This window comes from Saccharopolyspora hattusasensis (genome assembly GCF_050972075.1).
Classification (GTDB): domain Bacteria; phylum Actinomycetota; class Actinomycetes; order Mycobacteriales; family Pseudonocardiaceae; genus Saccharopolyspora; species Saccharopolyspora hattusasensis.
Window position 1 is genome coordinate 169832 of the sequence record NZ_JBPCDC010000001.1, and the last position, 23023, is coordinate 192854.

Annotated in this window: 20 protein-coding genes; 12 read left to right on the plus strand and 8 right to left on the minus strand. The window is 68.9% G+C overall.

The genetic code is table 11. From position 1 onward, the window contains the following. The first annotated feature begins 271 nt into the window (after positions 1-271). Together ACRXBZ_RS00895 and ACRXBZ_RS00900 are read left to right on the plus strand one after the other, a co-directional pair. Positions 272-937, plus strand: a complete 666-nt coding sequence (locus tag ACRXBZ_RS00895) for a phosphoribosyltransferase (RefSeq protein WP_433877312.1) — start codon at positions 272-274, stop codon at positions 935-937. A 497-nt stretch (positions 938-1434) separates the two neighbouring features. Further along, positions 1435-1677 carry a hypothetical protein gene (locus ACRXBZ_RS00900; protein ID WP_433877313.1) on the plus strand — a complete coding sequence of 81 codons (243 nt, stop codon included), beginning with the start codon at positions 1435-1437 and terminating at the stop codon, positions 1675-1677. A 62-nt stretch (positions 1678-1739) separates the two neighbouring features. Here the strand turns inward: ACRXBZ_RS00900 and ACRXBZ_RS00905 are convergent, their stop codons facing one another. Beyond that, on the minus strand, positions 1740-1883 hold the full coding sequence (locus tag ACRXBZ_RS00905; RefSeq protein ID WP_433877314.1) for a hypothetical protein: 144 nt from the start codon (positions 1881-1883) through the stop codon (positions 1740-1742). A gap of 226 nt (positions 1884-2109) precedes the next feature. Between ACRXBZ_RS00905 and ACRXBZ_RS00910 the strand changes: the two genes are divergently transcribed. Then, the gene (locus ACRXBZ_RS00910) at positions 2110-2373 is read left to right on the plus strand and encodes a GlsB/YeaQ/YmgE family stress response membrane protein (protein ID WP_433877315.1); all 264 of its coding nucleotides are present in this window, start codon (positions 2110-2112) and stop codon (positions 2371-2373) included. A 58-nt stretch (positions 2374-2431) separates the two neighbouring features. Here the strand turns inward: ACRXBZ_RS00910 and ACRXBZ_RS00915 are convergent, their stop codons facing one another. Next, positions 2432-2830 (minus strand): DUF6292 family protein, encoded by a 399-nt coding sequence (locus ACRXBZ_RS00915; RefSeq protein WP_433877316.1) that lies wholly within the window; start codon positions 2828-2830, stop codon positions 2432-2434. 161 nt (positions 2831-2991) lie between these two features. Here ACRXBZ_RS00915 and ACRXBZ_RS00920 point away from each other — a divergent pair, with 161 nt between their 5' ends. Both ACRXBZ_RS00920 and ACRXBZ_RS00925 read left to right on the plus strand, forming a co-directional pair. Continuing rightward, complete coding sequence (locus ACRXBZ_RS00920) at positions 2992-3582, plus strand: DinB family protein (protein ID WP_433877317.1); 591 nt, start codon at positions 2992-2994, stop codon at positions 3580-3582. A gap of 632 nt (positions 3583-4214) precedes the next feature. Beyond that, a complete protein-coding gene (locus tag ACRXBZ_RS00925; protein WP_433877318.1) occupies positions 4215-4685 on the plus strand; it encodes a GreA/GreB family elongation factor in 471 nt (156 codons plus the stop codon). A gap of 111 nt (positions 4686-4796) precedes the next feature. Here the strand turns inward: ACRXBZ_RS00925 and ACRXBZ_RS00930 are convergent, their stop codons facing one another. Then, on the minus strand, positions 4797-5957 hold the full coding sequence (locus ACRXBZ_RS00930; protein ID WP_433877319.1) for a beta-ketoacyl synthase N-terminal-like domain-containing protein: 1161 nt from the start codon (positions 5955-5957) through the stop codon (positions 4797-4799). Positions 5958-6256: 299 nt separating this feature from the next. Between ACRXBZ_RS00930 and ACRXBZ_RS00935 the strand changes: the two genes are divergently transcribed. Continuing rightward, entirely contained in the window at positions 6257-9010 is a 2754-nt protein-coding gene (locus ACRXBZ_RS00935) for a sensor domain-containing protein (protein ID WP_433877320.1), read from the plus strand. A gap of 189 nt (positions 9011-9199) precedes the next feature. Beyond that, complete coding sequence (locus ACRXBZ_RS00940) at positions 9200-10522, plus strand: MFS transporter (protein WP_433877321.1); 1323 nt, start codon at positions 9200-9202, stop codon at positions 10520-10522. A 27-nt stretch (positions 10523-10549) separates the two neighbouring features. On the opposite strand, the gene ACRXBZ_RS00945 is transcribed toward ACRXBZ_RS00940, so the two are convergent. Beyond that, positions 10550-10969: an FHA domain-containing protein gene (locus tag ACRXBZ_RS00945; RefSeq protein WP_433877322.1), complete on the minus strand. Its 420-nt coding sequence runs from the start codon at positions 10967-10969 to the stop codon at positions 10550-10552. A gap of 419 nt (positions 10970-11388) precedes the next feature. On the opposite strand from ACRXBZ_RS00945, the gene ACRXBZ_RS00950 reads away from it, so the two are divergent. Further along, positions 11389-13485 carry a putative bifunctional diguanylate cyclase/phosphodiesterase gene (locus tag ACRXBZ_RS00950; RefSeq protein ID WP_433877323.1) on the plus strand — a complete coding sequence of 699 codons (2097 nt, stop codon included), beginning with the start codon at positions 11389-11391 and terminating at the stop codon, positions 13483-13485. Between the two features lie 142 nt (positions 13486-13627). Here the strand turns inward: ACRXBZ_RS00950 and ACRXBZ_RS00955 are convergent, their stop codons facing one another. Beyond that, positions 13628-15229 carry a helix-turn-helix domain-containing protein gene (locus ACRXBZ_RS00955; protein WP_433877324.1) on the minus strand — a complete coding sequence of 534 codons (1602 nt, stop codon included), beginning with the start codon at positions 15227-15229 and terminating at the stop codon, positions 13628-13630. Between the two features lie 171 nt (positions 15230-15400). On the opposite strand from ACRXBZ_RS00955, the gene ACRXBZ_RS00960 reads away from it, so the two are divergent. Together ACRXBZ_RS00960 and ACRXBZ_RS00965 are read left to right on the plus strand one after the other, a co-directional pair. Next, positions 15401-17437: a hydantoinase/oxoprolinase family protein gene (locus ACRXBZ_RS00960; RefSeq protein WP_433877325.1), complete on the plus strand. Its 2037-nt coding sequence runs from the start codon at positions 15401-15403 to the stop codon at positions 17435-17437. Between the two features lie 3 nt (positions 17438-17440). Next, positions 17441-19432 (plus strand): hydantoinase B/oxoprolinase family protein, encoded by a 1992-nt coding sequence (locus ACRXBZ_RS00965; protein WP_433877326.1) that lies wholly within the window; start codon positions 17441-17443, stop codon positions 19430-19432. 372 nt (positions 19433-19804) lie between these two features. Here ACRXBZ_RS00965 and ACRXBZ_RS00970 read toward each other — a convergent pair whose 3' ends face one another. Then, the gene (locus ACRXBZ_RS00970) at positions 19805-20050 is read right to left on the minus strand and encodes a hypothetical protein (RefSeq protein ID WP_433877327.1); all 246 of its coding nucleotides are present in this window, start codon (positions 20048-20050) and stop codon (positions 19805-19807) included. Next, positions 20047-20421: a hypothetical protein gene (locus ACRXBZ_RS00975; protein ID WP_433877328.1), complete on the minus strand. Its 375-nt coding sequence runs from the start codon at positions 20419-20421 to the stop codon at positions 20047-20049. The genes ACRXBZ_RS00970 and ACRXBZ_RS00975 overlap by 4 nt, the downstream gene beginning before the upstream one ends. A gap of 195 nt (positions 20422-20616) precedes the next feature. On the opposite strand from ACRXBZ_RS00975, the gene ACRXBZ_RS00980 reads away from it, so the two are divergent. Both ACRXBZ_RS00980 and ACRXBZ_RS00985 read left to right on the plus strand, forming a co-directional pair. Further along, positions 20617-21024: a DUF7144 family membrane protein gene (locus tag ACRXBZ_RS00980; protein WP_433877329.1), complete on the plus strand. Its 408-nt coding sequence runs from the start codon at positions 20617-20619 to the stop codon at positions 21022-21024. A gap of 30 nt (positions 21025-21054) precedes the next feature. Continuing rightward, positions 21055-21693, plus strand: coding sequence for a GAP family protein (locus tag ACRXBZ_RS00985; protein ID WP_433877330.1), 639 nt, complete (start codon positions 21055-21057; stop codon positions 21691-21693). Here ACRXBZ_RS00985 and ACRXBZ_RS00990 read toward each other — a convergent pair. Then, complete coding sequence (locus tag ACRXBZ_RS00990) at positions 21665-22777, minus strand: AI-2E family transporter (RefSeq protein ID WP_433877331.1); 1113 nt, start codon at positions 22775-22777, stop codon at positions 21665-21667. The two genes, ACRXBZ_RS00985 and ACRXBZ_RS00990, sit on opposite strands and share 29 nt — an antisense overlap. Between the last annotated feature and the right edge of the window lie 246 nt (positions 22778-23023).

Sequence of the window (23023 nt, forward strand, 5' to 3'; positions counted from 1 at the left end):
GGCGTCGCGCAGCGCGACCGCCTTGGCGACGCCCTCGAGGACAGCCGCTACGTCACCGCGATCATGACGATGCACGCCCAGGCTGATCCCTGCGGATCTGTTCGGCGATGTCTCCGTGGGGGACCTCGCGGGTGCACGACCACGGTCGGCGTACGGGTTCCCGAGCGGGCGCGACTCGCGGCTGAACCGGCACCGAGTGCCGATCGCCTCTGTTCCGCCACCTCGCATCTGAGCCACGCTTGGTGCGCGGGCTGGTGAGGGGGTGCTCGGCGTGCCGTTCGATAACCGGAGGGACGCTGGTCGTCGGCTGGCGCAACAGTTGCTGCACTTCCGCGGCGCGGACGCCGTAGTCCTCGGATTGCCGCGCGGTGGGGTACCGGTGGCGTTCGAAGTCGCGCGGGCGCTGCGCGCGCCGCTGGACGTGATCGTGGTTCGCAAGCTCGGCGTGCCCACCCATCCCGAGCTCGGCATGGGCGCCATCGGGGAAGGCGACGTTCGCATCATCAACAACGAGGTGCTGTGGAAGACCGGGGTCAGCGCGAGGGAACTGGACGGGGTGGAGCGGCGCGAACGGGTCGAACTCGACCGGCGCGCGCGGCTGTTCCGCGTCGATCGCCGACGCGTGGACGTGACCGGCAGAACTGCGATCGTCGTCGACGACGGGATCGCCACCGGCTCCACCGCGCACGTGGCCTGCCGAGTGGCCCGCGAGCAGGGCGCCGCCCGCGTGGTCCTGGCCGTGCCCGTGGCGCCGCCGAACGCGCTGGAACGACTTGAGGAAGTGACCGACGAGCAGGTCTGCCTGGAGACTCCGGGCTGGTTCATGGCGATCGGCCAGTGGTACCGGGACTTCACCCAGACCCCCGATGCCGAAGTCGTCGAGTTGCTCCACCACGCCGGCCAAGCCCGCGCGACGAGGACCGCAGATGACCGATGAGCACCGCGGATGCTCGCAACGGCAGTTCCTCGCCGACGCCGCCGTCGCGGTGCCGCTGGCCGCTTGCTCGAAACAGGCCGTCCCTTGAAAGCAAGCCCCGACGGGTGCGCCGCCGTGGATGTTGACCCCGGATCCGGCGGCCGACCCCGACTTCGTCCGCGACGCGAATTCATCGCCATCGGCGTGGACCGCGCGCTGCGGTCCACTCCCCTGGCTCCCGGCTACCCCCGGGCTGGTCACCTTTGTCCTATGTGGACTTCCTTACGGCGCGGGTCGCTCACGACTTCGACGGTGCTGCAAGGCACTCAGCCAGGAATCGTTCCAGCCCCGACCAGGAGCGTTCAGGGGAGCGTTCGTCGTACTGGGTCCGCAGCTCCCGGCTGTTCGCCTGCGCGCCATGAAGGCATGCGTGATGTTGCCGAGCGCCTGCAGCTGCCAGTCCGCGCGAGCACCTCGGCGCGCAGGTTCGCTCGCGGCTGAGACGAGGTCAGAATTCGTTGGCAATCCTGGACTTCCACGAGTTCCGACCGGTCATACGCGGCCCCCGCGAGCTCGGGGCGTGGTTCGGCGTGTTCCCGGCCGGGCAGCAGGACCGGCGTACCCAGGATGAGCACCCCGGCGATCGCGATGGCGACGCGGGTGCCTGTGACGCTGGCGAGCAGCCCCCAGTATATCCCGGACTCGCATTGCGCAAGTACCTCAACCACGGCACCTCGCGGCGCCGATGCCTGGGTACCTAGCTACAGCCGGGCCGACTTCCGGGAATCGAGCCCGAACATCCTCTTAGGACAGTGCAACTCTTTCAGTCATAACCGAGGGTGATCACGTCGTCATCGTCGTTGCCCTCGGTCGGTTCCGGAGCTGAGCAGCTGGCCGTCGGCGGTACATCCCCGGATTTCTCGACGTCGGTCCGCACCGCGCTCTCCTCCCGGATCATCTGGATCATCCCAATTGCTTTGTACCGTTTCCAATCCGCGCCGGTCGGCATCCGATTCCCCGACGCCCGACAGGAAACTCCTCGTCGCAGTGGTGCGCTTCCGGGCTACCCGCGCAGGCGCGGCCAGAAACCAGAAACGCGTTCGGACTGCCTTCCCGAGCACACCTTTGAGCCATGCGCGCGCGGGGAACACCTGGGTCGGATGTTGAACTCGTGGCTTGGGAGTGACTTCGTCATGGGAATTCTCAGCTGGATCTTGTTCGGCCTGATCGCCGGGGCGATCGCCAAGTTCATCCTGCCGGGCCGCGACCCCGGCGGAATCATCGTGACCATCGTGATCGGGATCGTCGGTGGACTGCTCGGGGGATGGATCTCAACCCGCCTTGCCGGTGGTGCGGGAGTTACCGGCTTCAACGTGATGAGCTTCGTGTGGGCGGTCATAGGCTCGCTGGTCCTCCTACTGCTCTACCGCCTGATCTTCCACCGCACGCACGCTTGACGCGGTCGCCGCGGACCGGACGACGCAGGGAGTTCCCCACTGCCTCCCGCGCGCCCGGTCAGGCTGCGAAGCGAGCAAGCCGGTCCTCCAGGTCATCGCCCGCGTTCGGCATGCGGAACGACGGCGGCTGGAGAATGCCCGGGTTGCGGCCGCTGATCGCCTCCCGCAGGAAGTGCCGCACCAAGCCGGGGTCGGGCAGGATGTCCTCGCCCATGAACTCGATGGCCGTGGTGTCCCCCCGGCCGTCGGTCTCGACCCGCAGCGCCCAGCCGCTGACCTCATCCCAGGTGAGCAGGAGCGGGAAGTCCACGAGGGTGGGCACCTTGGAGTGCACGAGGATGATCGCCGTGGCCAACCCGCTTTCCAGGTCGACGTCCACCTCATACACGTCGTCGCCCAGGTCGCCCGCCACCGTGCGCACGTAGTTGATCAAACCACCTGCTGCCGGACTCGTCATGTCCATTGGTTTCCCCCCGAACCAGAACAGCGCCTCCCGCTGTTCTCCTGGGGGTAACCGAGCCACCGGTCCCGCAGTCCGCCCGATGGCATGAATTCCGCCGGCGGTGATCTTCCCGTTTCTGGGCCGTTCGCCGGTTACCTCGCGGTACTCTCGCCGGCATGGCCGAGCCGGGAGCGAAGTCCGACCTGCACCTCTACCTGCGGACAGCGCGCGAGGCCCTGCTGTGGAAGCTGGACGGGCTGTCCGAGTACGACATCCGCCGACCGCTGACACCGACCGGCACCAACCTGCTGGGACTGATCAAGCACCTGACCGGCTGCGAGCTGGGGTACTTCGGCATCACCTTCGGGCGTCCGTTCGACGAGCCGCTGCCCTGGCTGACCGACGACGCCGAACCCAACGTGGACATGTGGGCGACCGCGGACGAATCGCGCGAGGAGATCGTCGGGCTATACCACCGGGTGTGCGCGCACTCGGACGCCACGATCGACGAGCTGGCGCTGGATGACGCCGGCACGGTGCCGCACTGGCCGGACGACCGGAAGCGGATCACGCTGCACCGGGTCCTGGTGCACATGATCGCCGAGACCCACCGGCACGCCGGCCATGCCGACATCATCCGGGAGCTAATCGACGGCGCCACCGGCCTGCGCCGGGAGAACGACAACATGCCACCGGGCGACCGAGCGTGGTGGCAGGCCTACCGGGACCGGCTAGAAAACGTGGCGCGGCAAGCCGACCGGGGTTGACGGCCGCCCCACCTGCCGGAACTCGGCATGCGGGTTCCAGCAAACTCCACACCCGCGCTCCGCTGTGCCCATGCGGGGCACGACTCCGTGAAGCCGATCAGCCAGGAGATCATCTTTTCCGGCGAGTGAAACTGGCGTAACCGGACAAGATCGGGAGCGGATTTGTTCGGTTCGGACAACCGGTACCGACGGACCGTCGGCCATCCTCGGTCTGGAACGGTTCGGCAGTTCCAATCACGGAGGTTGGTCATGGACGGCGAGAGCACCGGTCACAGCCGTGATCCGCAGGCCGTGACCGCGGTCCGGACGGATACGCCCGGTTGCGCTCGCACCGCAGCGCGGTGGCTCTGGACGTAATCACCGTCGTCCGGGTCGACGCGGTGGCCCGGAGCTCGTGGGACCACGCAGGCCGGTAGCCGCCAGCGACCCCACTGAGCGAGCCACGCATCCGCCGTTTAGCCGTGCTGCCGCACCGCATTCGGGTCTCGGGCAGTCGATCGTCGCCGTACCGGAGCCCGGACCGCGTTCTCCCGCTCGCAGCAATCGCGCCCGCCGCCCTGCCGCCACATGCCGAACGGTCCCGGCATCCGCCGATCCGGGACGCCACCGATGAACAGACACGAGGACACGCCATGGCCACGACGCAACGCCTCTGGTTGACCCAGCACGCCCACGACCGGCTCCGGGAAGAGCTCGCCGAGCTGCTCGACCACCGCCAGGGCGGCTCCGCCGAGGGCACCGCCGACGACCAGGACTTCGCCACGGACGCGGGTCGTCGCCGCGGACGCATCAGGGAGATCCAGGAACTGCTCCGGAACGCGGTGGTCGGCGAGGCACCACCGGACGACGGAATCGCCGAACCTGGCATGGTCCTCACCGTCCGCTTCGACGACGACGAGACGGAGACGTTTTTGCTCGGCGCCCGCGATGGCTCCGACCTCGACGGGCTCACCGTCTACTCGCCCGATTCACCGCTGGGCGCCGCGCTGTCCGGAGCCAAGCAGGGCGAGCAGCGGAGCTACTGCGTCCCCAACGGCGGCACTGTGCGGGTGATCTTGGTGCGCGCCGTGCCCTACGGGCGCCACGGCGCTGGCCAGCCTTAGCCTAGGGTGAGCTGGCGGAAGAACACCCGTGAGCGTTTGTGGGTGCCATAGCACCCAAAAACACTCACGGGTGTTCTCTCGTGTAGTAGGCGGCGCCGTGGTCCGGGGCGGTCACGCCAGGGGTGCGAGCACCACCACTGAGTTGTGGCCGCCCAGCCCGAGCGAGGACTTCAGCGTGAGCCCGTCGGCCGGTGCAGTCGGGCCGTCCAGCAGCCTCGGGTGGCCCGGGGCGACCTTAGGCGGGGCGGGGATCAGGCCGCGGTCGTACCCGAGTGCGGTCGCGGAGATCTCCACCGCCGAGGCCGCGCCCATGCAGTGGCCCACCAGCGGTTTTACCGAGTAGAGCTCGGCATCGGTCGGGAGTAGCTTTTCGAACACGGCCGCCTCGGCCCGGTCGCACTGCTGAGTGCCGGGCCCGTGGGCGTTGAGGTAGCGCACCTGAGACGGCTCCGCACCGGCGTTGGCCAGTGCCTCGGTGAAGCAGCGGACCAGCTCGGTCAGGTTCGGGTCGACCGAGGTCACGTGGTGGGCATCGTGCGACATCGCGCCGCCGAGAACGTGGGCGTACGGGTTCGGCGACCGCTTCGACAGCACCATCCCGACCGAGCCCTCGCCCATGATGAAGCCGCGGCTGCCCTCCTGGAACGGTCGGCAGGCCTGCAGCGGTTCGGCATCGGTGATCGCGACCCCGAGCCGGCTGAAGTGCAGCACGGTCTCGGGCGTGGACGACAGGTCGGTGGCCACGAAGACCACGTCGTCGACGATATCGGCATTCAGCCAGGCCTTCGCGGAGAGCAGGCCCGCGTTGCCGGAGGCGCAGGTCGCCGAAACGTTCATCGCCGGGCCGTGGAAGCCGAACTCCTGCATGAACGTCGACACCGGGGTCGACGGCATCAGCGACAGGTAGTCGCGCACCGACACGTCCGCGCCCCGGGTGGCGTAGAAGTTCCGCCACAGTTCCAGGTCCCCGAGCACGGCCGCGTGCAGCAGCCCCACCCGCCGCCCGGGCCGCCAGCCTCGGCCCTCGGCGTCGATGACCGCCTCGCGCGCGGCGGCTCGCATGGCCCTGGCGAAGCGGCTCGGGCCGTCCAGCTCGTCGCCGCCGTCCGGCACGTTCGCGACCCACGCCGTCTGGTCCCGGTCGGGGCCGTGCCCGCCGATCGGTCGCGCGGCCACCTCGCCGCCGACCAGTCCGTCCCATAAGGCCTCGCGGCCCCAGCCGTAGCCGGTCACCGCGCCGATGCCGTTGATTCCGCAGTGCTGCGCGCCCATTTGCTCGTCTTCCTCTGATCGCCACGATATGTGTTTCGGCTCTCCGGTTTTTCACACGGATGAATGAAGATCGAGATCGAAAGTGGCTGCACTTTTCGCCTAAATTCGTGTTGGCATTTGAGGTGGATGCTCGCTCGTGATCGGCCACGGCGCGTGCTGCTCGGCACCAGCGGTTGGTAAGCGGTTGGTGGCCAGCAGTTATGGGAACTGCTAAGTCGAATGGAAGACATGGCGCTGTGGCCACAACGGACGCGGCTCACGCTGTGAGCGGCTGGGCGAGGTCTCTAATTGGACGGATCATGGAGATCGATCCTGGGGGCGGGATTTCGAGCAGTTCGGGCCTCAACGACGAGTTCCTGGAGCTCGCGCTGTCCGCACAGGGCGCGATCGGGTGGACGTTCAGCTTCGCCGATCATCGGATCACCTGGACGCCCGGCTTGGACGCGCTCCTGGGCATGTCCGGTGCGGCAAACGAAGCCCTGCAGGCCCGTCTGGCCGAGCTGATCGAGCCGTGGACGGTGGCGGCGGAGACCACCACACAATGGCAGGATCTCGACCTGGAGCAACCAATCACCACCGCCGACGGCGGAACGCGGTTGCTGCACTTCCACGCCCGCCCGTTCGGCGACTGGCGAGCTTCCGGCCTCATCGGGCTAGTCCGGGAGGTGACCGATCAGCACCGGGACAGGCAGGCCCTGGCGGACCTCGCCAGCCGGTACCGGCTGCTCGTCGAGCTCAGCCCGGAGGCGATCTGCGTCCACCAGAACGGGATCATCAAGTACGCCAACGCGGCGATGAGCACGATCGTCGGCGCCGAGTCCAGCGAAGAGCTGCTGGGGCGGCCGGTCGCCGATTTCGTCGCCCCGAACTCGATCGCCGAGATGCACGAGCGGATCCGGTCGCTGACGACCGCCGGCACCGCGACGCCGCGAGCGCAGGCCGATCTGCGGCGAGTGGACGGCGCCCCGGTCCCGGTGGAGCTGGTCGCGGTGCACACCACCTGGGAGGGACACCCGGCCGTGCAGGTCATCGGGCGGGACGTCACCGCGCAAAAAGCGGGCGAAGCCGCGCTGCGCTACCAAGCGGCGCTGGTGCAGCACGTCAACAACGCGATCATCGCGACGAGCCGCGACGGGGTGGTCACCAGCTGGAACCCGGCCGCCGAAACCGTCTACGGGATGCCCGCCGACCAGGCGCTGGGGCGGCACGTCGCGACGCTCGTCGGCGCCCCGCTGCGGCCCGGAGCACTGATCGCCGGCGGCGGGGTCACCGAGGCCGTGCACCGGCACCAGGACGGATCCGCCCTGATCATCCGGATCTCGGCGGCGGAGATGGACTCCGGGTACGTGCTGGTGTGCGCCGACGAGACTGCGCGGCGGCAGGCCGAGCAGGACTTCGCGACCGTCGTCGCCGCCCTGGACGAAGGCGTCGTCGTGATGGGGCGGACAGGGGTCGTCGAGTCCGCCAACCCCGCCGCCGAGCGCATCACCGGCGTGTCCGCAGCGGAGATCGTCGGCACCTCACCGGCGTCCTGGCCGTTGGCCGACGAGTCCGGGGTGACGCTGCGACCGGAGGAACACCCGTCGGTGATGCCCCGGCAGACCGGGAAACCGGAGAACTCGCGAGTGGTCCGCGTGGACCGGCCGGACGGCCGCAAGACGTGGCTGCGGGTCACGTGCAGCCCACTGAACCCCCAGGACCGCCCGCCGCACAAGGTCGTCGCCTCGTTCACCGACATTACCGAGAGCCGGGCCGCCCGGGAACGCCTGGAGCACGAGGCCACCCACGACCCGCTGACCGGGCTTGCCAACCGCACGCTGGTCCTGCGGCACCTCGAAGGCTCGCGGCGACGAGCGCGCCCGACGGCAGTGCTGTTTATCGACCTGGACAACTTCAAGCGCATCAACGATTCCCTGGGCCACGGCACCGGCGACGAAGTGCTGCGGATAACCGGGGAGCGCCTGGTGCGCGCGACGCCCGGCGGAGCGCTGGTCGGTCGCCTCGGCGGGGACGAGTTCGTGGTCCTGGTCGACGGCGAGAGCGACCACGCCATGCTCCGCAGGCTCGTCCAACGGCTGCTCGCCGCGCTCACCGAACCGGTTCGGGTGCAGTGCAGGCAACTGCACGTCAACGGCAGCATCGGGGTGGTGCTGGTCGGCACTGGCGACACCCGGTCCGGGATGGACCTACTGCGCGACGCCGACGTCGCCATGTACCAGGCCAAGGCGCAGGGCGGCGGCCGCTGCGCGTTCTTCGACGTCGACCTGCGCGAACGCGTGCAGCGGCACATGGTGCTGGAGCAGGACCTGCGCCACGCCGTGCCGAATGACGAGCTCTGGGTGGCCTACCAACCCGTCGTCGATCTGCGCGGCGACCGCATGGTCGCCGTGGAGGGCTTGCTCCGGTGGTCGCACCCGCTGCACGGAACGGTCTCGCCGGGGGAATTCATCCCACTGGCAGAGGAGAGCGACCTGATCATCCCGATAGGCGCGCACATGCTGCGCCTTGCGACGCGCCAGATCGCCGCCGAACGCGAACGCCACGACCTCGACCTGCACCTCAACGCGAACCTCTCACCGCGCCAGCTCGAAGATCCCGATCTGCTGGACCACGTGCAGCACGCGCTCGCGGATTCGGGGCTGCCGGCCCACGCGCTGTGCCTGGAGATCACCGAGAACGCGATCATGCAGGACCCCACCGCCGCGACCCGCATCCTGACCGCCCTGCGTGAGCTGGGCATCTTCCTGGCGATCGACGATTTCGGAACCGGGTACTCCTCGCTGGCGCAGCTCCGGCGGCTGCCCGTGGACATCCTCAAGATCGACCAGACGTTCGTCACCGACCTCGGCACCTGCGACGAGGTCGAGGTCATCGTCGCCGGCATCGTCGCCATGTCCCACGCGGTCGGTCTCGACGTCGTGGCTGAGGGCATCGAGACTGCCACCCAGCTCGCCATCATCCGCGATCTCGGCTGCGACCAGGGGCAAGGCTACCACCTGGGAAAACCATATCCGATCGGCGAGCTGTTCCCAGCTCCCGCCGACCGGCGGTGACACCGCACCATCCACACTGGACTGCGAAGCCGCCCGGCGTCGTCGAACTCCTGCGCGGGGGCCACGTACCGGTCAACCATCCGGATGTTTTTCGACCGTTATCGGCGTGTCGGCTGTCGCGCGGTCCGGGTTCCGGTGGGGTTTCGACTGGCTGCGCCCGGTGTCTGCTGGTCTGATCGTGACGTGGCCATGTCTGCGAATCCTCCGCCCGCAGCTCAGCGGGACGTGCGCGGGGTGATCAGTTGGGCGCTGTGGGACTGGGGTTCCGCGGCATTCAACACCGTGATCTTGACCTTCGTGTTCACGGTGTACCTGACCGAGGGCGTGGCCGCCGATCCGAAGCGCGGGTCGGAGGCTCTGGGCCTCGCGCTCACGATCTCGGGCGTGTGCATCGCGCTGGTGGCGCCGGTGACCGGTCAGCGCAGCGACGCCGGCGGACGGCGCAAGAGGTGGCTGGCGGTTCACACCGCGCTGGTCGTGGCCAGCACGGCCGGACTGTTCTTCGTCCAGGACGCCCCGCGGTACCTGCTGCTGGGGCTGGTGCTGATCTCGGTGGGCAGCGTGTTCTCCGAGTTCGCGACGGTGAACTACAACGCGATGCTGCTCCAGGTCTCGACGCCGGCGACGATCGGCCGCATTTCGGGCTTCGGCTGGGGCATGGGCTACTTCGGGGGCCTCATCGCGTTGGTGATCGTGCTCATCGGCTTCGTGCAACCCGAAGTCGGGTTGTTCGGCGTGACCTCCCAGGACGGCCTGAACATCCGCGTCGTAGCGGTGTTCGCGGCCGCGTGGTTCGCGGTGTTCGCGCTGCCGCTGTTCTTCTTCGTCCCCGAAGCGGAATCGTCCGGCGAGCCGCTGCGCCACGCCATCCTCGGCAGCTACCTCGTGCTCGGCAAAAGGCTGGCGCGGATGTGGCGCACCGAGCGGCGCACCCTGGGGTTCCTGATCGCAAGTGCGCTCTACCGGGACGGCCTGGCCGCGATCTTCACCTTCGGCGGCGTGATCGCGGCGGGCACCTTCGGCTTCACCGCAAGCGAAGTGGTGGTCTTCGCGATCACTGCGAATCTCGTGGCCGGCCTGGGCGCGTTCCTGGGCGGGCGCGCAGACGACCGGTTCGGCCCGAAAACCGTCATCCTCGCCGCGCTGACCGGGCTGGTCGTGGTCGGTAGCTCACTGGTGGTGCTGCCCGGCAAACCGGCGTTCTGGGTGTGCGGGCTGCTGCTGGCGATCTTCCTCGGGCCGACGCAATCGGCCAGCCGGACCTTCCTCGCCCGCATCGCCACCCCCGGCCGGGAAGGCGAGGTGTTCGGCCTGTATGCCACCACCGGACGGGCCGTGAGCTTTCTCGGACCACTGGCCTTCAGCGGCTTCATCGCCCTGTTCGGCACCCAACGCGCCGGCATGGGCGGCATCGTCCTCATCCTGCTGATCGGGCTGCTCGCGATGATCCCGGTGGCGGCACCCGACCACTCCGGCAACACCGACGACGTCGCGACCAGCGGCGCCCACTGAACGCGCAGATCCCAAGATCGCCATCGCCTACTTCGTGCGGAAGGTGAATCGGAAGGTTCCGATCCAGACCTCGTCCCCGTCCGCCAGCCCGGCTCGGTCTACCGGGGTGTGGTTGACATAGGTGCCGTTCAGCGAGCCGGAGTCCGTGATCGTGTACTGCTCGCCGTCGTGGTGGATCTGGGCGTGGAAGTGGGAGACGGTCGGCGCGTCGAGCGTGATGTCGCAATCCCGGCTGCGACCAACCGTCAGCGGCGTTCCCGTGACCGGGATGGCCGTGCCCGCCTGCGGGCCGCGGGCGATCACGAGCTCCGCGCTGCTAACAGCCGGGGCCGCTGCGGCATGTGGTGCTGGTGTGTCGACGCCTGCTTGTGCGGGGATCGCAGCGGGCGGTACTTCGCCGAAAGCTTCCGTGGGCGGCGCCGTCGTGCCGAATCGACTCTGGTTCATGACGTCCTCCTGACGGATCCGGGTCGCCGCCGCGCGCACGCGATGGCTGCCGATTCCGGGTCGTCGGGGAACCCGCCAAGCCCGGCCTCACTCCGGCGCCGCGGCCCAGCCGACCACTCGTCACCCACCGGGCTTGCGCCTTCCACGCTACCGGCGACACCGCGCCCTCCCGCTGGAAAACGCTGAGAAGGCACTGGGAATTCACCTGCGACGAGCGATGGCGGTCAATTCGCCACCTCAGCTCCACAGTAGATCAAGCGCGTGGCGGGCGTCGGACCATCCACGAGCCGCGGAGCCGACCTGGCACAGTGTCGTTGCACACGTTTACTGGGCGTCACACCGCCCGAAGGCTGTCACCCGGTCCGGGCCATGGCTACCCTCGGCGGGGGCAACCTCATGACGCCGGGCGCATTCAGGAGGTGATCAACCTGCGGACGAGCGATGGGCTAACCCGTTCGGGGCATGCCGGTCCTCCTCACCTGCGGACGCAAGAGGTCGGGCTTGACCTGCTGGCGACCGCCATCAACGAGTACGCGATCTTCATGCTCGACCTGGACGGGCGCGTGGCCAGCTGGAACCCCGGCGCCGAGCGCTTGAAGGGCTACCGCAGCGACGAGATCGTCGGGCAGCACATCTCGCTGTTCTACCCTCCCGAACTGCTCGCCGAAACCCCCCCGGAGTGGGAGCTGGAGCACGCCGCGCGCACCGGCTACCACCAGGGCGAGGGGTGGCGCGTCCGGAAGGACGGCAGCCGGTTCTGGGCCCACGTGGTCACCGCCGCGTTGCGGTCCTCCGACGGAAGCCTGCGCGGCTACGCGAAGGTCGTAAGGGACGACACCGAACCCCGCGCCCGGCTGGAGCGCTCCAGTGAGCGATTCACCAACCTGATGGGTCTGACGCCGGTCGGCATCGCGCTGTTCGACGAATCGCAACGCCTGGCCCGGGCCAACGACGCGCTGTGCGACCTGCTCGGCGCCGGGATCTCCGAACTGCACGACACGCGGGCCGACGACCTGCTGCACCCGCAGGACGGGTTGGAGCCGATGATCCCGCGGGCGCCGATCCTAGATGCCCCCACCCATCGCGTGCTGAAGCGGACCGACAGCCGGCCGGTGCACTGCGACCTCCGCTGCACCGCGGCGGTGCAGGATGATGGCCGGTTGTTCTGGCTGGTGGCGTTCCAGGACATCACCGAACGGCACCAGCGGGCCGAAGAACTCCACTACCAGGCCACCCACGACTCGCTGACCGGCCTGTTCAACCGCCGCGCGGTCAAGGAGCTCCTGAACGAACTGGTGCGCGGCCCCCGCGCCGACCGGGTCGGCGTGCTGTTCTGCGACATCGACAACTTCAAGCGGATCAACGACTCCCTGGGGCACGACGCCGGCGACGAGTTGGTCGCGACCCTGGCCCGACGGCTGCAGGGCGGCGTACCCGCAGGGTGCACCCCGGCCCGGCTCTCCGGCGACGAGTTCGTGGTGGTCTGCCCAGACGTCGAGGCGGTGGGCGGGCTCGAAGCGCTGGCCGAGACCGTATCCGGCCTGCTGCGCACCGTGGTGCGGCTCCAAAGCCAGCAGGTCCAGGTGTCCGCAGCGGTCGGCGGCGCGGTGCTCGACGGCGCCGGGGCGTACGGCGAGGACCTGCTCCGCTTCGCGGATGCCGCCATGTACCGGGCGAAGCGGCGCGGACCGGGGCGCGTGGCGCTGGCCGATCCAGGCCTGGCCGAGTCCATCAACCGGCAGCTGCGGCTCGAGGGGGAGCTGCGCGACACCATCGACAACGACGGTCTCGTGCTGCACTACCAGCCCGTCGTGGACGCCGCGGGCGCCGTAGTGTCCGCCGAGGCGCTGGTCCGCTGGATGCATCCCGAATACGGTCTGCTCCCCCCGGACGTCTTCCTGCCCGTTGCCGAGCAGGGAGGGCTGATGCGCGACCTGGACCGGTGGGTGCTGCGCACGGCGCTGCGTCACGCCGCCGCCTGGCCCGATGTCGGCGGGCGCCCGGTGGGCATCGCCGTCAACCTCGCCGGGCTGCTGCCGGATGACCACGGCTTCACCGCCGAGGTGACCGACGCCATCGCCGAGTCCGGCATCGATCCGAACCGGGTCGTGCTCGAACTGGTCGAGACGGTGCTGGTCGACCTGCCGCCGCAACCCCGCCGCGCCATGCTCGACCTCGTCGAGCGCGGCGTCCGGTTCGCCGTCGACGACTTCGGCACCGGTTACTCGTCGCTGGCCCGGATCAAGGACCTGCCGGCGCAGATCATCAAGGCCGACCGCAGCTTCGTCGCCGATCTCGGTGTCGGCTCCCGGGATCTGGCGGTGGCCCAGGCGGTGGCGGACCTCGCCCGCGCGCTGGGCTGCCAGAGCGTCGCCGAGGGCATCGAAACCGCGGAGCAGTTCGACCTGCTCCGCGACGTCGGGATCGACGTCTACCAGGGTTTCCTGTTCGCCCGCCCGGTCCCCCAAGCCGAACTCACCACCCTCCTCGTGAACGGCCTCCCGCTCCCGTCCTGAGCGACAGTCGCTTCGGCGCACCTGATGCGGATGCTCATCGGCCGGTGGCATTTCCAGCTCCCGGTGTCAGCTCCGCAGCCATCGCGGCACAGACCGTCCACTTCGGAATCCGTGGCCGGCGTGGACCGTGACTCCGCGGCGTTCATAGGTGTTGTCGGCCGGGGTCCCGCTTGGTGTGGGCGAGGATGTCGTCCTGGAACGCGAGGTAGAGGTTCGCGACGACCTGCGCCGACGTGATCCGGCCTCCGACGAGCTTCTCGACGTTGCGGAGGCGGTAGCGCACCGTATTCGGGTGGATGAACAGCAACTCGGCGGTTCGCTTCACGTCCTGATCGCAAGCCAGGTAGAGCACCACCGTTTCGACCAGACCCGGCGCCTTGATCAAGTCGCCGAAGTGCCTTTCCAACCGGTCGGCCACCTGGGCGTCGTCGCGGCGCGTGAGCAGCCATGCGGCGAAATCGACCTCGTCAAGTCGAACGATCGTCTGGTTGCTGCCCCGATCATGGCGGCGGCCGGCCAGGTGCCGGGCGGTCTCGGCCTCGTGGGCGTACCGGCTCGCCACCGTGATGTCGCTGAAGGCACCGCTCACCCCGACCAGGTGGGTGCGCGCGAGCACCCCGAGCCAGGCAGCCGCGGCGTCTCGCTCCGCGATGACGGCCGTCAGCCCGGTCGCCGGATCTTCGGCGTCGCGGTCGTCGGACAGAACCAGCGGCACGCCCTCGGCCTCCGCAGCTTCCAGGAGGGCTTCGGCGGTGGTCGTCGACCCGCGTGCGGCGCGGTCGCCGATCGCGCTCGCGGCCACGACGCGGAGGTCGTCGCCGACCCGAAAACCGAACGCCCGCAACCGGTCCCAGGTCTGGCGCACCTGCGAGGTGGTCACGCCACCGCGCAGTGCCGACACGATTCGGGCGGCCTCCGCTCGTTCTTGGCTGATCACCAGTGACCGCGAGGCATTGGCCGCCGCGAGTACCCGTTCCGCCGTTTCCAGCAGTTCTGGGCTGATGTCGTCGAGCAGCGACCTGTTCCGCGACGCCACCGCCAACTGGAAGCCGGACCCCCGGAGGCGGAACGGCCGGGTTGCGACCATCCACTGCCCGACCACGAAGCGCTGCGGTCCCGGCTCGCGCGCGCTGATCTCCTCCCAAACCAACCGCAGGGGCCCGTGGCCAGTCGAGGCGACGATCCGCCCCGCGCCCTCGTAGAGGACCGCTGCCCCCTTGCACAGCGTGCCGAGCCGGACCACGAGGGCGCTCACCGGGTCTGCCGCCGACAACGCGTGCAGCAGGTCGTTCTGCAGCCAGACCGCCCGCTTCAGCAGGTAGGTCTCCGCGGACAGCGCGCCGCGGTTGATGAAGTCCTCGATGGCGGCGAACCGGCTCCCGCCTCTCACGCTCAGCAGTGGGAAGTTCCGCTCCCGCGCGGCGGCGCGGAGTGCTCGCGGAACCCGATCGAAGTGGACGCCCGTGCCGAACAGCAGGGCGGCCGCATCGGCCGAGACGAGGTCGGCGATCAGCTGCCTCTGTGGCGCGGGATCCTCCGGGGCGGCCGTGAACTGCAGGCCGGTGGTGAGCACGATCGAGCGCGGGCGCAGCCAGCTCGCGGCGTCGGCGATCTCGATCGAGTGCGCGGAGCCGACCACCGCCGAGAGGTCGCCGGGTTCCTCCACGGTCAGCTGCAGGCTCGGCTCGTCGACGAGGTTGCGCAAGGCCAGCTGCGGCCAGCCGCCGCGGCTATCGGTGCTCATCGACGTCCTCTCCGCGCCCCGGCGCTGGAACTGTGGGACAGGACAGATCAACTCCGCCGCATTTGTAATTTTCATAGTGACAGCGCCTACAGCGTGGGGCAACCTTCTCTTCCAACCGCAGCCGGCGGCGGATACCAGCCCGACCCGCACGACTTTCGAGGAGGCCTCCACATGGCAAAACAGCGTGTGGCCGTCGACGTCGGCGGCACGTTCACCGACGTGTGCGTGTTCGACGAGGACGACCGGAGCATCCGAGTCACCAAGGTTCCATCCACCCCGGACGACCCGATGCGCGCCGTGCTGAGCGGCGTCGAACGCGGCGGCATCGACCTCTCCGAGGTGTCGCTGTTCTCGCACGGGACGACGGTCGCCACCAATGCGCTGATCACCAGGAACTTCCAGCCCGCCGCGATGGTCACGACGACCGGTTTCCGGGACGTGATCGAAATCCGCGACGGGACCAAGGACGACCTGTGGGACGCGTACCACGACGTGTCCCCGCCGTACATCCGCCGCCGGGATCGCTTCGAGGTCACCGAACGCATCGACTACGCGGGCCACGTCGTGAAACCGCTCGACGAGTCCGAGGCACGAAACGTGGCGGCGTTGCTCCGCAAGCGCGGGGCGCGGACCGTGGCCGTCTGCTTCGTCAACTCCTACGCCAATCCTGCCCACGAGATCCGGATGCGGGAGATCCTCGAGGAGGAACTGCCGGGGGTCGCGATCTCCACCAGCGCGGAGATCCTCCCGGAGATTTTCGAGCACGACCGGTTCAACACCACCGTCGCCAACGCCGTCCTCGCGCCGCTCGTCAGCGGCTACGTCAACCGGCTCGCCGAAGAGCTGAGCGCGGGTGGCTATCGCGGAGACCTGTTGCTGCTGCATTCCGGCGGCGGGTCGATGACGCCGCGCATGGTGGAGCGGTATCCCGTCCGCCTGGCTGCATCCGGCATCGCCGCGGGCGCCATCGCCGCCCGGCACGTCGCCGCCCAGTGCGGTTACGCCAACGCCATCGGCTTGGACATGGGCGGCACCAGCACCGACATCGCCATGGTTCACGGCGGCGAGCTCCGGGTGACCAAGGAGTGGTCGGTCGAGTACGGGTACCCGATCATCTTCCCGTCGATCGAAGTGCTGACCATTGGCGCCGGCGGCGGCTCCATCGCCCACATCGACGAGGCCGGCTCCCTGCGCAACGGCCCCCAGTCGGCGGGCGCCTCGCCCGGCCCGGCGTGTTACGGCACGGGCGGCGCCGAACCCACCAACTCGGACGCGAACCTGGTGCTCAACCGCCTCGGCACCGCCCTGGCGGGCGGGGCGAAGGTGCTGTACCCGGAACTGGCCGAGAACGCCCTCCGCGACCAGGTGGCCCGGCCGCTCGGGCTCAGCATCGAGGAGGCATCGAGCGCCGTCCTCCGGGTCGCCAACGCCAACATGGCCGACGCGGTCCGCCTGATCTCGATCCGCCGCGGCTACGACCCCCGCGATTTCGCCCTGATCGCCTTCGGCGGTGCGGGCGGGTTGCACGGTGCCGAGGTGGCGCGCGAGCTCAACATCCCGACCGTCGTCGTCCCGCCGAACCCGGGTGTGACGTCGGCGCTCGGGTGCCTGCTGGTCGACATCCGCCACGACCTGTCGGCGATGTTCGACGCCGTTGGCGACGAGGCCGACGTCGAGGAGTTCGAGAACGCGTTCGCCGGTTTGGAGGCCGAGGCATCGGCCCGGCTGCGGCACGAGGGCGTCAGCGCCGAGGACGGCGTTCTGCAGCGCACCGTCTCGATGCGCTACCTGGGCCAATGGCGGTCCCTGACCGTGAAGTGCGGTAGCGGGCCCGATGCCCTCCGCGAAGCGATCGAGTTGTTCCACGAGCAGCACGAACGGGAGTACTCGTTCCGCAGGGACGAGACGCCCGTGCAGATCTACCAGCTCGGGCTGACCGCGATCGGCGTCACGCCCAAACCGGTGGTCGCTCCGCACGAGGTCACGACCGGTGCAGCGCCGACGGCGCAGCAGAACCGCAAGGTGTACTTCGAAGGCCCGGGATGGATCGACACACCCGTCCACGACCGAGCCGCGCTGCCCGCCGGGTGCCGGCTCACCGGGCCCGCGGTCATCGAGCAGTTGGACTCCACCACCGTCGTACCGCCGGATGCCCGGGTGGAGATCGACGAGTGGCTGAACATCCGCATCCACCTGACGGAGGCCTGAACCATGACGTCCGACCAGCGGCCGGCGCCATCCGGCGCGGTGACCCCCGCAGGCCTCGACCCGGTGACCTTCGAGGTGCTGAAGAACGCCTTCGTCACCGCGGTCGACCTGATGAGCGAGCAGATCATGCGCACCTGCTACTCCTTCGTGATCTACGCGCGCGACTTCTCCTCCGCGCTGTGCGACGCCGACGGCAACACCGTGATGCAAGGCAGCGCCGACATCGCAGTGCACGTGGGCACGCTGCACTTCCAGTGCAAGGCGGTCCTGGAGGAGTTCGGCGACGACATCAACCCCGGTGACGTCTTCGCGGTGAACGACCCCTACCGAGGCGGCACGCATTTCAACGACGTGAGCTTCATCCGGCCGATCTTCGTGGGAGCGGAGATCATCGGGTTCGCCCAGAACAAGGGCCACTGGGCCGACATCGGCGGCAACGTCCCCGGTTCCTTCGACGTCAACGCGAAGGAGCACTTCAGCGAAGGCCTCCGCATCACCCCGGTCCGGGTGTGGCACCGGGGACGCCAGCTCCGCGACGTGGCGCAGCTGCTGGTGTCCAACACGAGATCGCCGTACAGCTGCATGGGCGATCTGAACGCGCAGGCCGAAGCCACGGCGGTGTGCGAGCGCGAAATCCTCCGCCTGGTCGACCACTACGGCAGGGACACCGTCGTGGCAGCGATGGGCGGCGCCCAGGACTACGTCGAACGCATCGTCCGCCACAAGCTGGCCGAACTCCCCAAAGGCGAATGGGAAACGGTCGACTACCTCGACGCCGACCCCAGCAAGCCGGAAGGGTTGGTGCCGATCTCGGTCAAGATGCGCATCGACGACGACGGCATCCACTACGACCTGTCCGGCAGCGCCCCGGCGGTGTCCACGTTCCTCAATTCCGGTTACGGCACAACCCATTCGGCGCTGTACGCCGGAACCAAGACGTTCTTCCCCGACGTGCCGCTCAACTCCGGGCTGTACCGGGTGGTGCACGCCGAACTCGGCCCCGAGGGCACGGTCGTCAACGCCAGCTGGCCGACCGCGGTCACCGGATTCTGCTCCGGCCCCTACGAGAAGCTGATGAACGCGCTTTTCGAGATCTGGTCGCAGGTCATGCCCGAGCGGGCCATGGCTTGCGCGTTCAACCTCGAGTACCTGCTGGTCGGCGGCAAGGACGGCCGCACGGAGGACCGCCCCTACTTCATGTGGTACGACTGGATGGCCGGCGGCTGGGGCGGCCGAGCGACCAAGGACGGATCGGGAGCGACGGCGCCCGTCTTCGGGCCGGGCCTCGCAGTGCAGCCGGTCGAAGGCCAGGAACGGCTCTCCCCCGTGCTGACCACCGAGCACACCATCGTGACGGACTCCGGTGGACCGGGACGCCATCGCGGCGGCTGTGGGTTGGAGAAGGGCGGCGTGCTCACCGACTGCGAGAGCACCGTGATGTCGTACTGCTGCGACCGCGCACGGTCGATCACCTGGGGCATCGCCGGTGGCCTGCCCTCGCTGCCGCACGGCGTCTGGCTGAACAAGGGCACCGAAGACGAGCGGTTCCTCGGCGCGACGTTCTCGAACGTCGCGATCGAGCCCGGCGATACGTTCACCCGGCCGTCGGCCGGTGGCGGCGGTCACGGGGACCCGCTCACCCGGGATCCCGCTCTCGTGGTCGAAGACGTGATCGACGGATACGTCTCGATCGAGCGTGCGGCCAAGGATTACGGCGTCGTCGTCGAACCGTTCGACCCCGAGCTGGACCGGTACGAAGTGGACATCGCCGCCACCGAGGAGCTCCGGAGGTCCATCGCCGCCGAGCGGCGGGGCTGGTTGGTGGAGGACCCGCACGTGGTGGCCCACCGGTATCGCGCGGGCGAACTGGACATGCTCGATTCGATCAGGCGGTACGGCGTGATCGTCGATTGGGGAACGGGCGAGCTGCACGAGAACACCACGCGCCAGTACCGAGAACTGCTCCACAAGCGGGCCGCAGCCTACTGGGACTGACCCCGCCACCCGACGATGGGCCGACCGGTGCATACCGGTCGGCCCACCGGTCGTCAGCGCTGATCATGGAACAAACCGCCTTGGCATCCGCGTAGTGCTGGACGTGACGTGAGTCGAACCACGATGCGTAGTCGTCGACGCCGGATCCGCACTCAATAGAGCAGTCGCTATGCTCGCCCGCCCCAATCTGATCCGCGAGGCGACGCACCATGGCAGACGACGCACCATTGCAGACACCGCTCCGACCGAATGGACACGCCGCGCGACCCGGGTCTTGGAAGCCGAGCGGGCCACCGAGCGCCCCACTCCGCTGCGCCGCTTCACCCACGCCGGGCCTGGCCGACGCATACGGCGGCTTGAGCCCGAGCCTCGTCAAGACCGGGTTGGCGCCGGAACCGGCTTGCTCCGCCGCCGGTGGCGCACCGCAATCCAGGCGAGGACGGCGGCGACGACCAGACCGAAGACCAGCATCGCGACGCTGACCGGATCGTGGTGGCCGCGGACGATCTTGCCCGCGCCGTAGGAGGCAGGACCCACGGCGAGGACGAAAGCGGTCGTGGTGACCAGGTTCCACACGACGAACTGGGAGAACTTCATCTTCGCCGTGCCGGAGATCATCGCGGTGGTGACGAAGACGGCGAGGCGTCCCCAGGTGGCGTAGAGCTGTTCCCCGAGAGAGAGGAGTTTCCGCCGTTGTTCCTCGCGCCACCCGAGGTGCTCCATGAGACGGCGGCCCCACCGCAGGCCGATCTGGTAGCCGACGATCCCACCGGCCTCCCGCCGAGCACCGCGGCGATGAGGACGCCGGCGAGGGCGACGTGGTCCTGGCTGGCCAGCACCGCGCTGCCGCCGACCGCCAGGGTCCCGATGACCGGTACCCCGGCGGATGAGAGCAGCACGAGCACGAATACGGCGAGGTAGGCCCAGATGCCGTACTGCTCGCCGGCCGGCGAGCTGGGCTCGGGCATCTCGAAGAGAGCTGCTGGCATCATCGGCACCTCGGCATCCCCGATGCATCGGACCACCTTCCGGTACGACGATTCTGCGCCGCCCCCGATCTGAAAGCCGGGGCCTTTGGCCCCTGGAACCGGCCGTTCCAGCTCCCGCACGGTGAATTCCTGGCAGAGCGCGTGCCTGATCGGCCTGCCGATAGAACGGTCCGGGCAAGCGGAGGGGGCGGCGACATGACAACGCACAGAGCACGACGCACGCACACCGGATGGGTGGGATGGGTGTACTTCGCGGCCGTCGTCCTGCTGCTGGCCGGCATCGTCCAGGTGATCAACGGGGTGATCGCATTCGCCCGCTCCGGCACGACGTACGTGATGCCGGCCGGGGCGGTCCAGATCAGCTACGCCGGGGTCGGCTGGAGCTTCCTGATCACGGGTGCCGTGCTCGTCCTCACCGGAATCGGGCTGTTCGGCGGTCGCACCTGGGCACGTGCCGTGGCCATCGTCATCGCGGTGATCAGCGTGCTGGCCAACCTCGCCTTTTTCACGGCGTATCCGCTGTGGTCGGCGGTCGTGATCGTGCTCGACGTGATCGTGATCTACGCGTTGGCCGCTCACGGCCGAGAGGTCAGCAGCAGGTAGTCCGCGCATCCCGCAGCGCGGAGGCGAGCCGTGCACCAGCAAGTCCTGCCCCTGGCCATCACCATGGTGGCCGGACCGCAGATCATGTCGGCGATCGTGTTCGTGACCACGTCGCGCGCGGTGCGGGTCTCCATCGCGTTCCTCATGGGCGTGGTCCTGGCAACGGCCGCCGGCGTGCTGATCGCTCGCGTACTGGCTGCACTGCTCGGCAGCGCCGTGCCCGTCGGTGGAGAGTCGCCGGAGGCGAGCACGCTGGGCAAGGCCATCCAGATCGTGCTCATCGCCCTGCTGGTGCTGGTCGCGGTGCGGAACTACCTGGGGCGCAAGACAGCGGAACCACCGAAATGGCTCGGCACCCTGCTCTCGGCGACCCCGACCACCGCGTTCAAGACCGGCCTGCTGGTCATCCTGGCAATGCCGTCGGACGTCGTGGTCATGCTCACCGTCGGGATGAACCTGCAGCACCACGGCGCGGGGTACGGCGACGCCGTGCCCTTCATCGCGGCCACGACGTTCCTCGTCGCCCTGCCGCTGCTGTTCTACCTGATCTTCCACAAGCGAGCGATCATCGCCATGCCACGGGTCAGGGACTGGATGAACGCCCGCAGCTGGCTGGTCAACATTATCGTCTGCCTGATCTTCATCCTCCTCGTCGCCACCGGCGGTTGATCTCCTCGGTGCTGACCCGGTCCGAGACGAGGAACGCGTCGGCCCACGCCGCGCGCGGGTCGCTGTCCACCAGCAACGCCTTGACCAGCAACGTCAACGGGATGGCAAGCACCGCCCCCAGCGGCCCGACCACCCATGTCCAGAACACCAGCGACAACAAGGTCACGGTGACGGAAAGTCCGACGGCGTCGCCGACGAAGCGCGGCTGCACCAGGCTCTGCACGACGAAGTTGAGCACCGTGTAAACGACGCCCACGACGACGGCCAGCTGCCAACCTCCTTGGAGCATGGCAAGGAGGACCGGCGGCACCAGGCCGATGACGAAACCGACGTTCGGGATGTAGTTGGTGACGAACGCCAGGAGCCCCCACAACACCGGCAGCGGCACCCCGAGCAGCGCCAAGGCGATAGTGTCTAGTACCGCGACGATCAGTCCGAACACCGTGGAGACCCCCAGGTAGCTGCGGGTGCCACGGGTGAAACCGACCAGTGCCTCGGCCATCCGCGGATGCCGGTCGGACACGATTCCGAGCCTGCGGCCGGCCCCGCTGGTCTCGATGCCCAGGAACAACAGCAACGCCAGGAGGAACACCAGGTTGGAGCTCACGCTCGCCACCCCGGACAGCAAGTCGCCGACGAACCCGGCCAGCTCGGTGTAGTTCACCTTGCTCGCGGCGGTCTTGATCTGCTCTGGCCCGATGCCGAATTTCGCGAACCCCTGGACGATTTCGGCGCCGAGCGCGTCGGCGCGTTGCGCGTAGTGCGGGAGGACCTCCGCCAAGCGGGCCACCGAGACGAACACGACCAGGGCGAACGTGATGAGCACCGCGTACACCAACACGACCAGCACCGTGGTTGCCAGCCAGCGCGGCCAGCCCTTCCGGATCAGCCACGCCGGAACCGGGTTCGTCACGATCACGATGACCAGCGCGAGGAACGTCGGCGCGATCAGCCAAGCGGCGGCCCGAACCCCGGCGACGACCACCACTGCCGAGGCCATCCCCAGGAGCACGACCAAGCCCCGCGGTAGTCGACCAGCCCGTTCACCGTCGGGCGTGGCCAAGTCACCGCCGTGATCCGCCACCAGAAAAGCCTACGATCCCCGCCGCCGCTCCGCGCGTCGATCAACGATCCACAGTGGATCAATGACGAAAGGGCATCTGATGCGACGCAACTCCGCCAAGATCTCGGTTGCCGGGGAACCGGCAGTGCCGCTCGGCGCGAACTTCTGGTCGCGGACCGGCGGCCCGCTGATGTGGCGGAACTGCTCACCCCAGGTCGTGCGCGAGGGACTGCGGGTGCGCTTCGAGCATGGCCTGCGGCAGACCGT

Bases quoted from the DNA above. Each gene is read 5' to 3' on its own strand.
- ACRXBZ_RS00905 (WP_433877314.1), bottom strand. From the start codon at position 1,883: ATGATCCAGATGATCCGGGAGGAGAGCGCGGTGCGGACCGACGTCGAG.
- ACRXBZ_RS00935 (WP_433877320.1), top strand. From the start codon at position 6,257: ATGGAGATCGATCCTGGGGGCGGGATTTCGAGCAGTTCGGGCCTCAAC.
- ACRXBZ_RS00945 (WP_433877322.1), bottom strand. From the start codon at position 10,969: ATGAACCAGAGTCGATTCGGCACGACGGCGCCGCCCACGGAAGCTTTC.
- ACRXBZ_RS00920 (WP_433877317.1), top strand. From the start codon at position 2,992: ATGGCCGAGCCGGGAGCGAAGTCCGACCTGCACCTCTACCTGCGGACA.
- ACRXBZ_RS00970 (WP_433877327.1), bottom strand. From the start codon at position 20,050: ATGATCTCCGGCACGGCGAAGATGAAGTTCTCCCAGTTCGTCGTGTGG.
- ACRXBZ_RS00925 (WP_433877318.1), top strand. From the start codon at position 4,215: ATGGCCACGACGCAACGCCTCTGGTTGACCCAGCACGCCCACGACCGG.
- ACRXBZ_RS00975 (WP_433877328.1), bottom strand. From the start codon at position 20,421: ATGCCAGCAGCTCTCTTCGAGATGCCCGAGCCCAGCTCGCCGGCCGGC.
- ACRXBZ_RS00980 (WP_433877329.1), top strand. From the start codon at position 20,617: ATGACAACGCACAGAGCACGACGCACGCACACCGGATGGGTGGGATGG.
- ACRXBZ_RS00910 (WP_433877315.1), top strand. From the start codon at position 2,110: ATGGGAATTCTCAGCTGGATCTTGTTCGGCCTGATCGCCGGGGCGATC.
- ACRXBZ_RS00940 (WP_433877321.1), top strand. From the start codon at position 9,200: ATGTCTGCGAATCCTCCGCCCGCAGCTCAGCGGGACGTGCGCGGGGTG.
- ACRXBZ_RS00915 (WP_433877316.1), bottom strand. From the start codon at position 2,830: ATGACGAGTCCGGCAGCAGGTGGTTTGATCAACTACGTGCGCACGGTG.
- ACRXBZ_RS00955 (WP_433877324.1), bottom strand. From the start codon at position 15,229: ATGAGCACCGATAGCCGCGGCGGCTGGCCGCAGCTGGCCTTGCGCAAC.
- ACRXBZ_RS00960 (WP_433877325.1), top strand. From the start codon at position 15,401: ATGGCAAAACAGCGTGTGGCCGTCGACGTCGGCGGCACGTTCACCGAC.
- ACRXBZ_RS00965 (WP_433877326.1), top strand. From the start codon at position 17,441: ATGACGTCCGACCAGCGGCCGGCGCCATCCGGCGCGGTGACCCCCGCA.
- ACRXBZ_RS00930 (WP_433877319.1), bottom strand. From the start codon at position 5,957: ATGGGCGCGCAGCACTGCGGAATCAACGGCATCGGCGCGGTGACCGGC.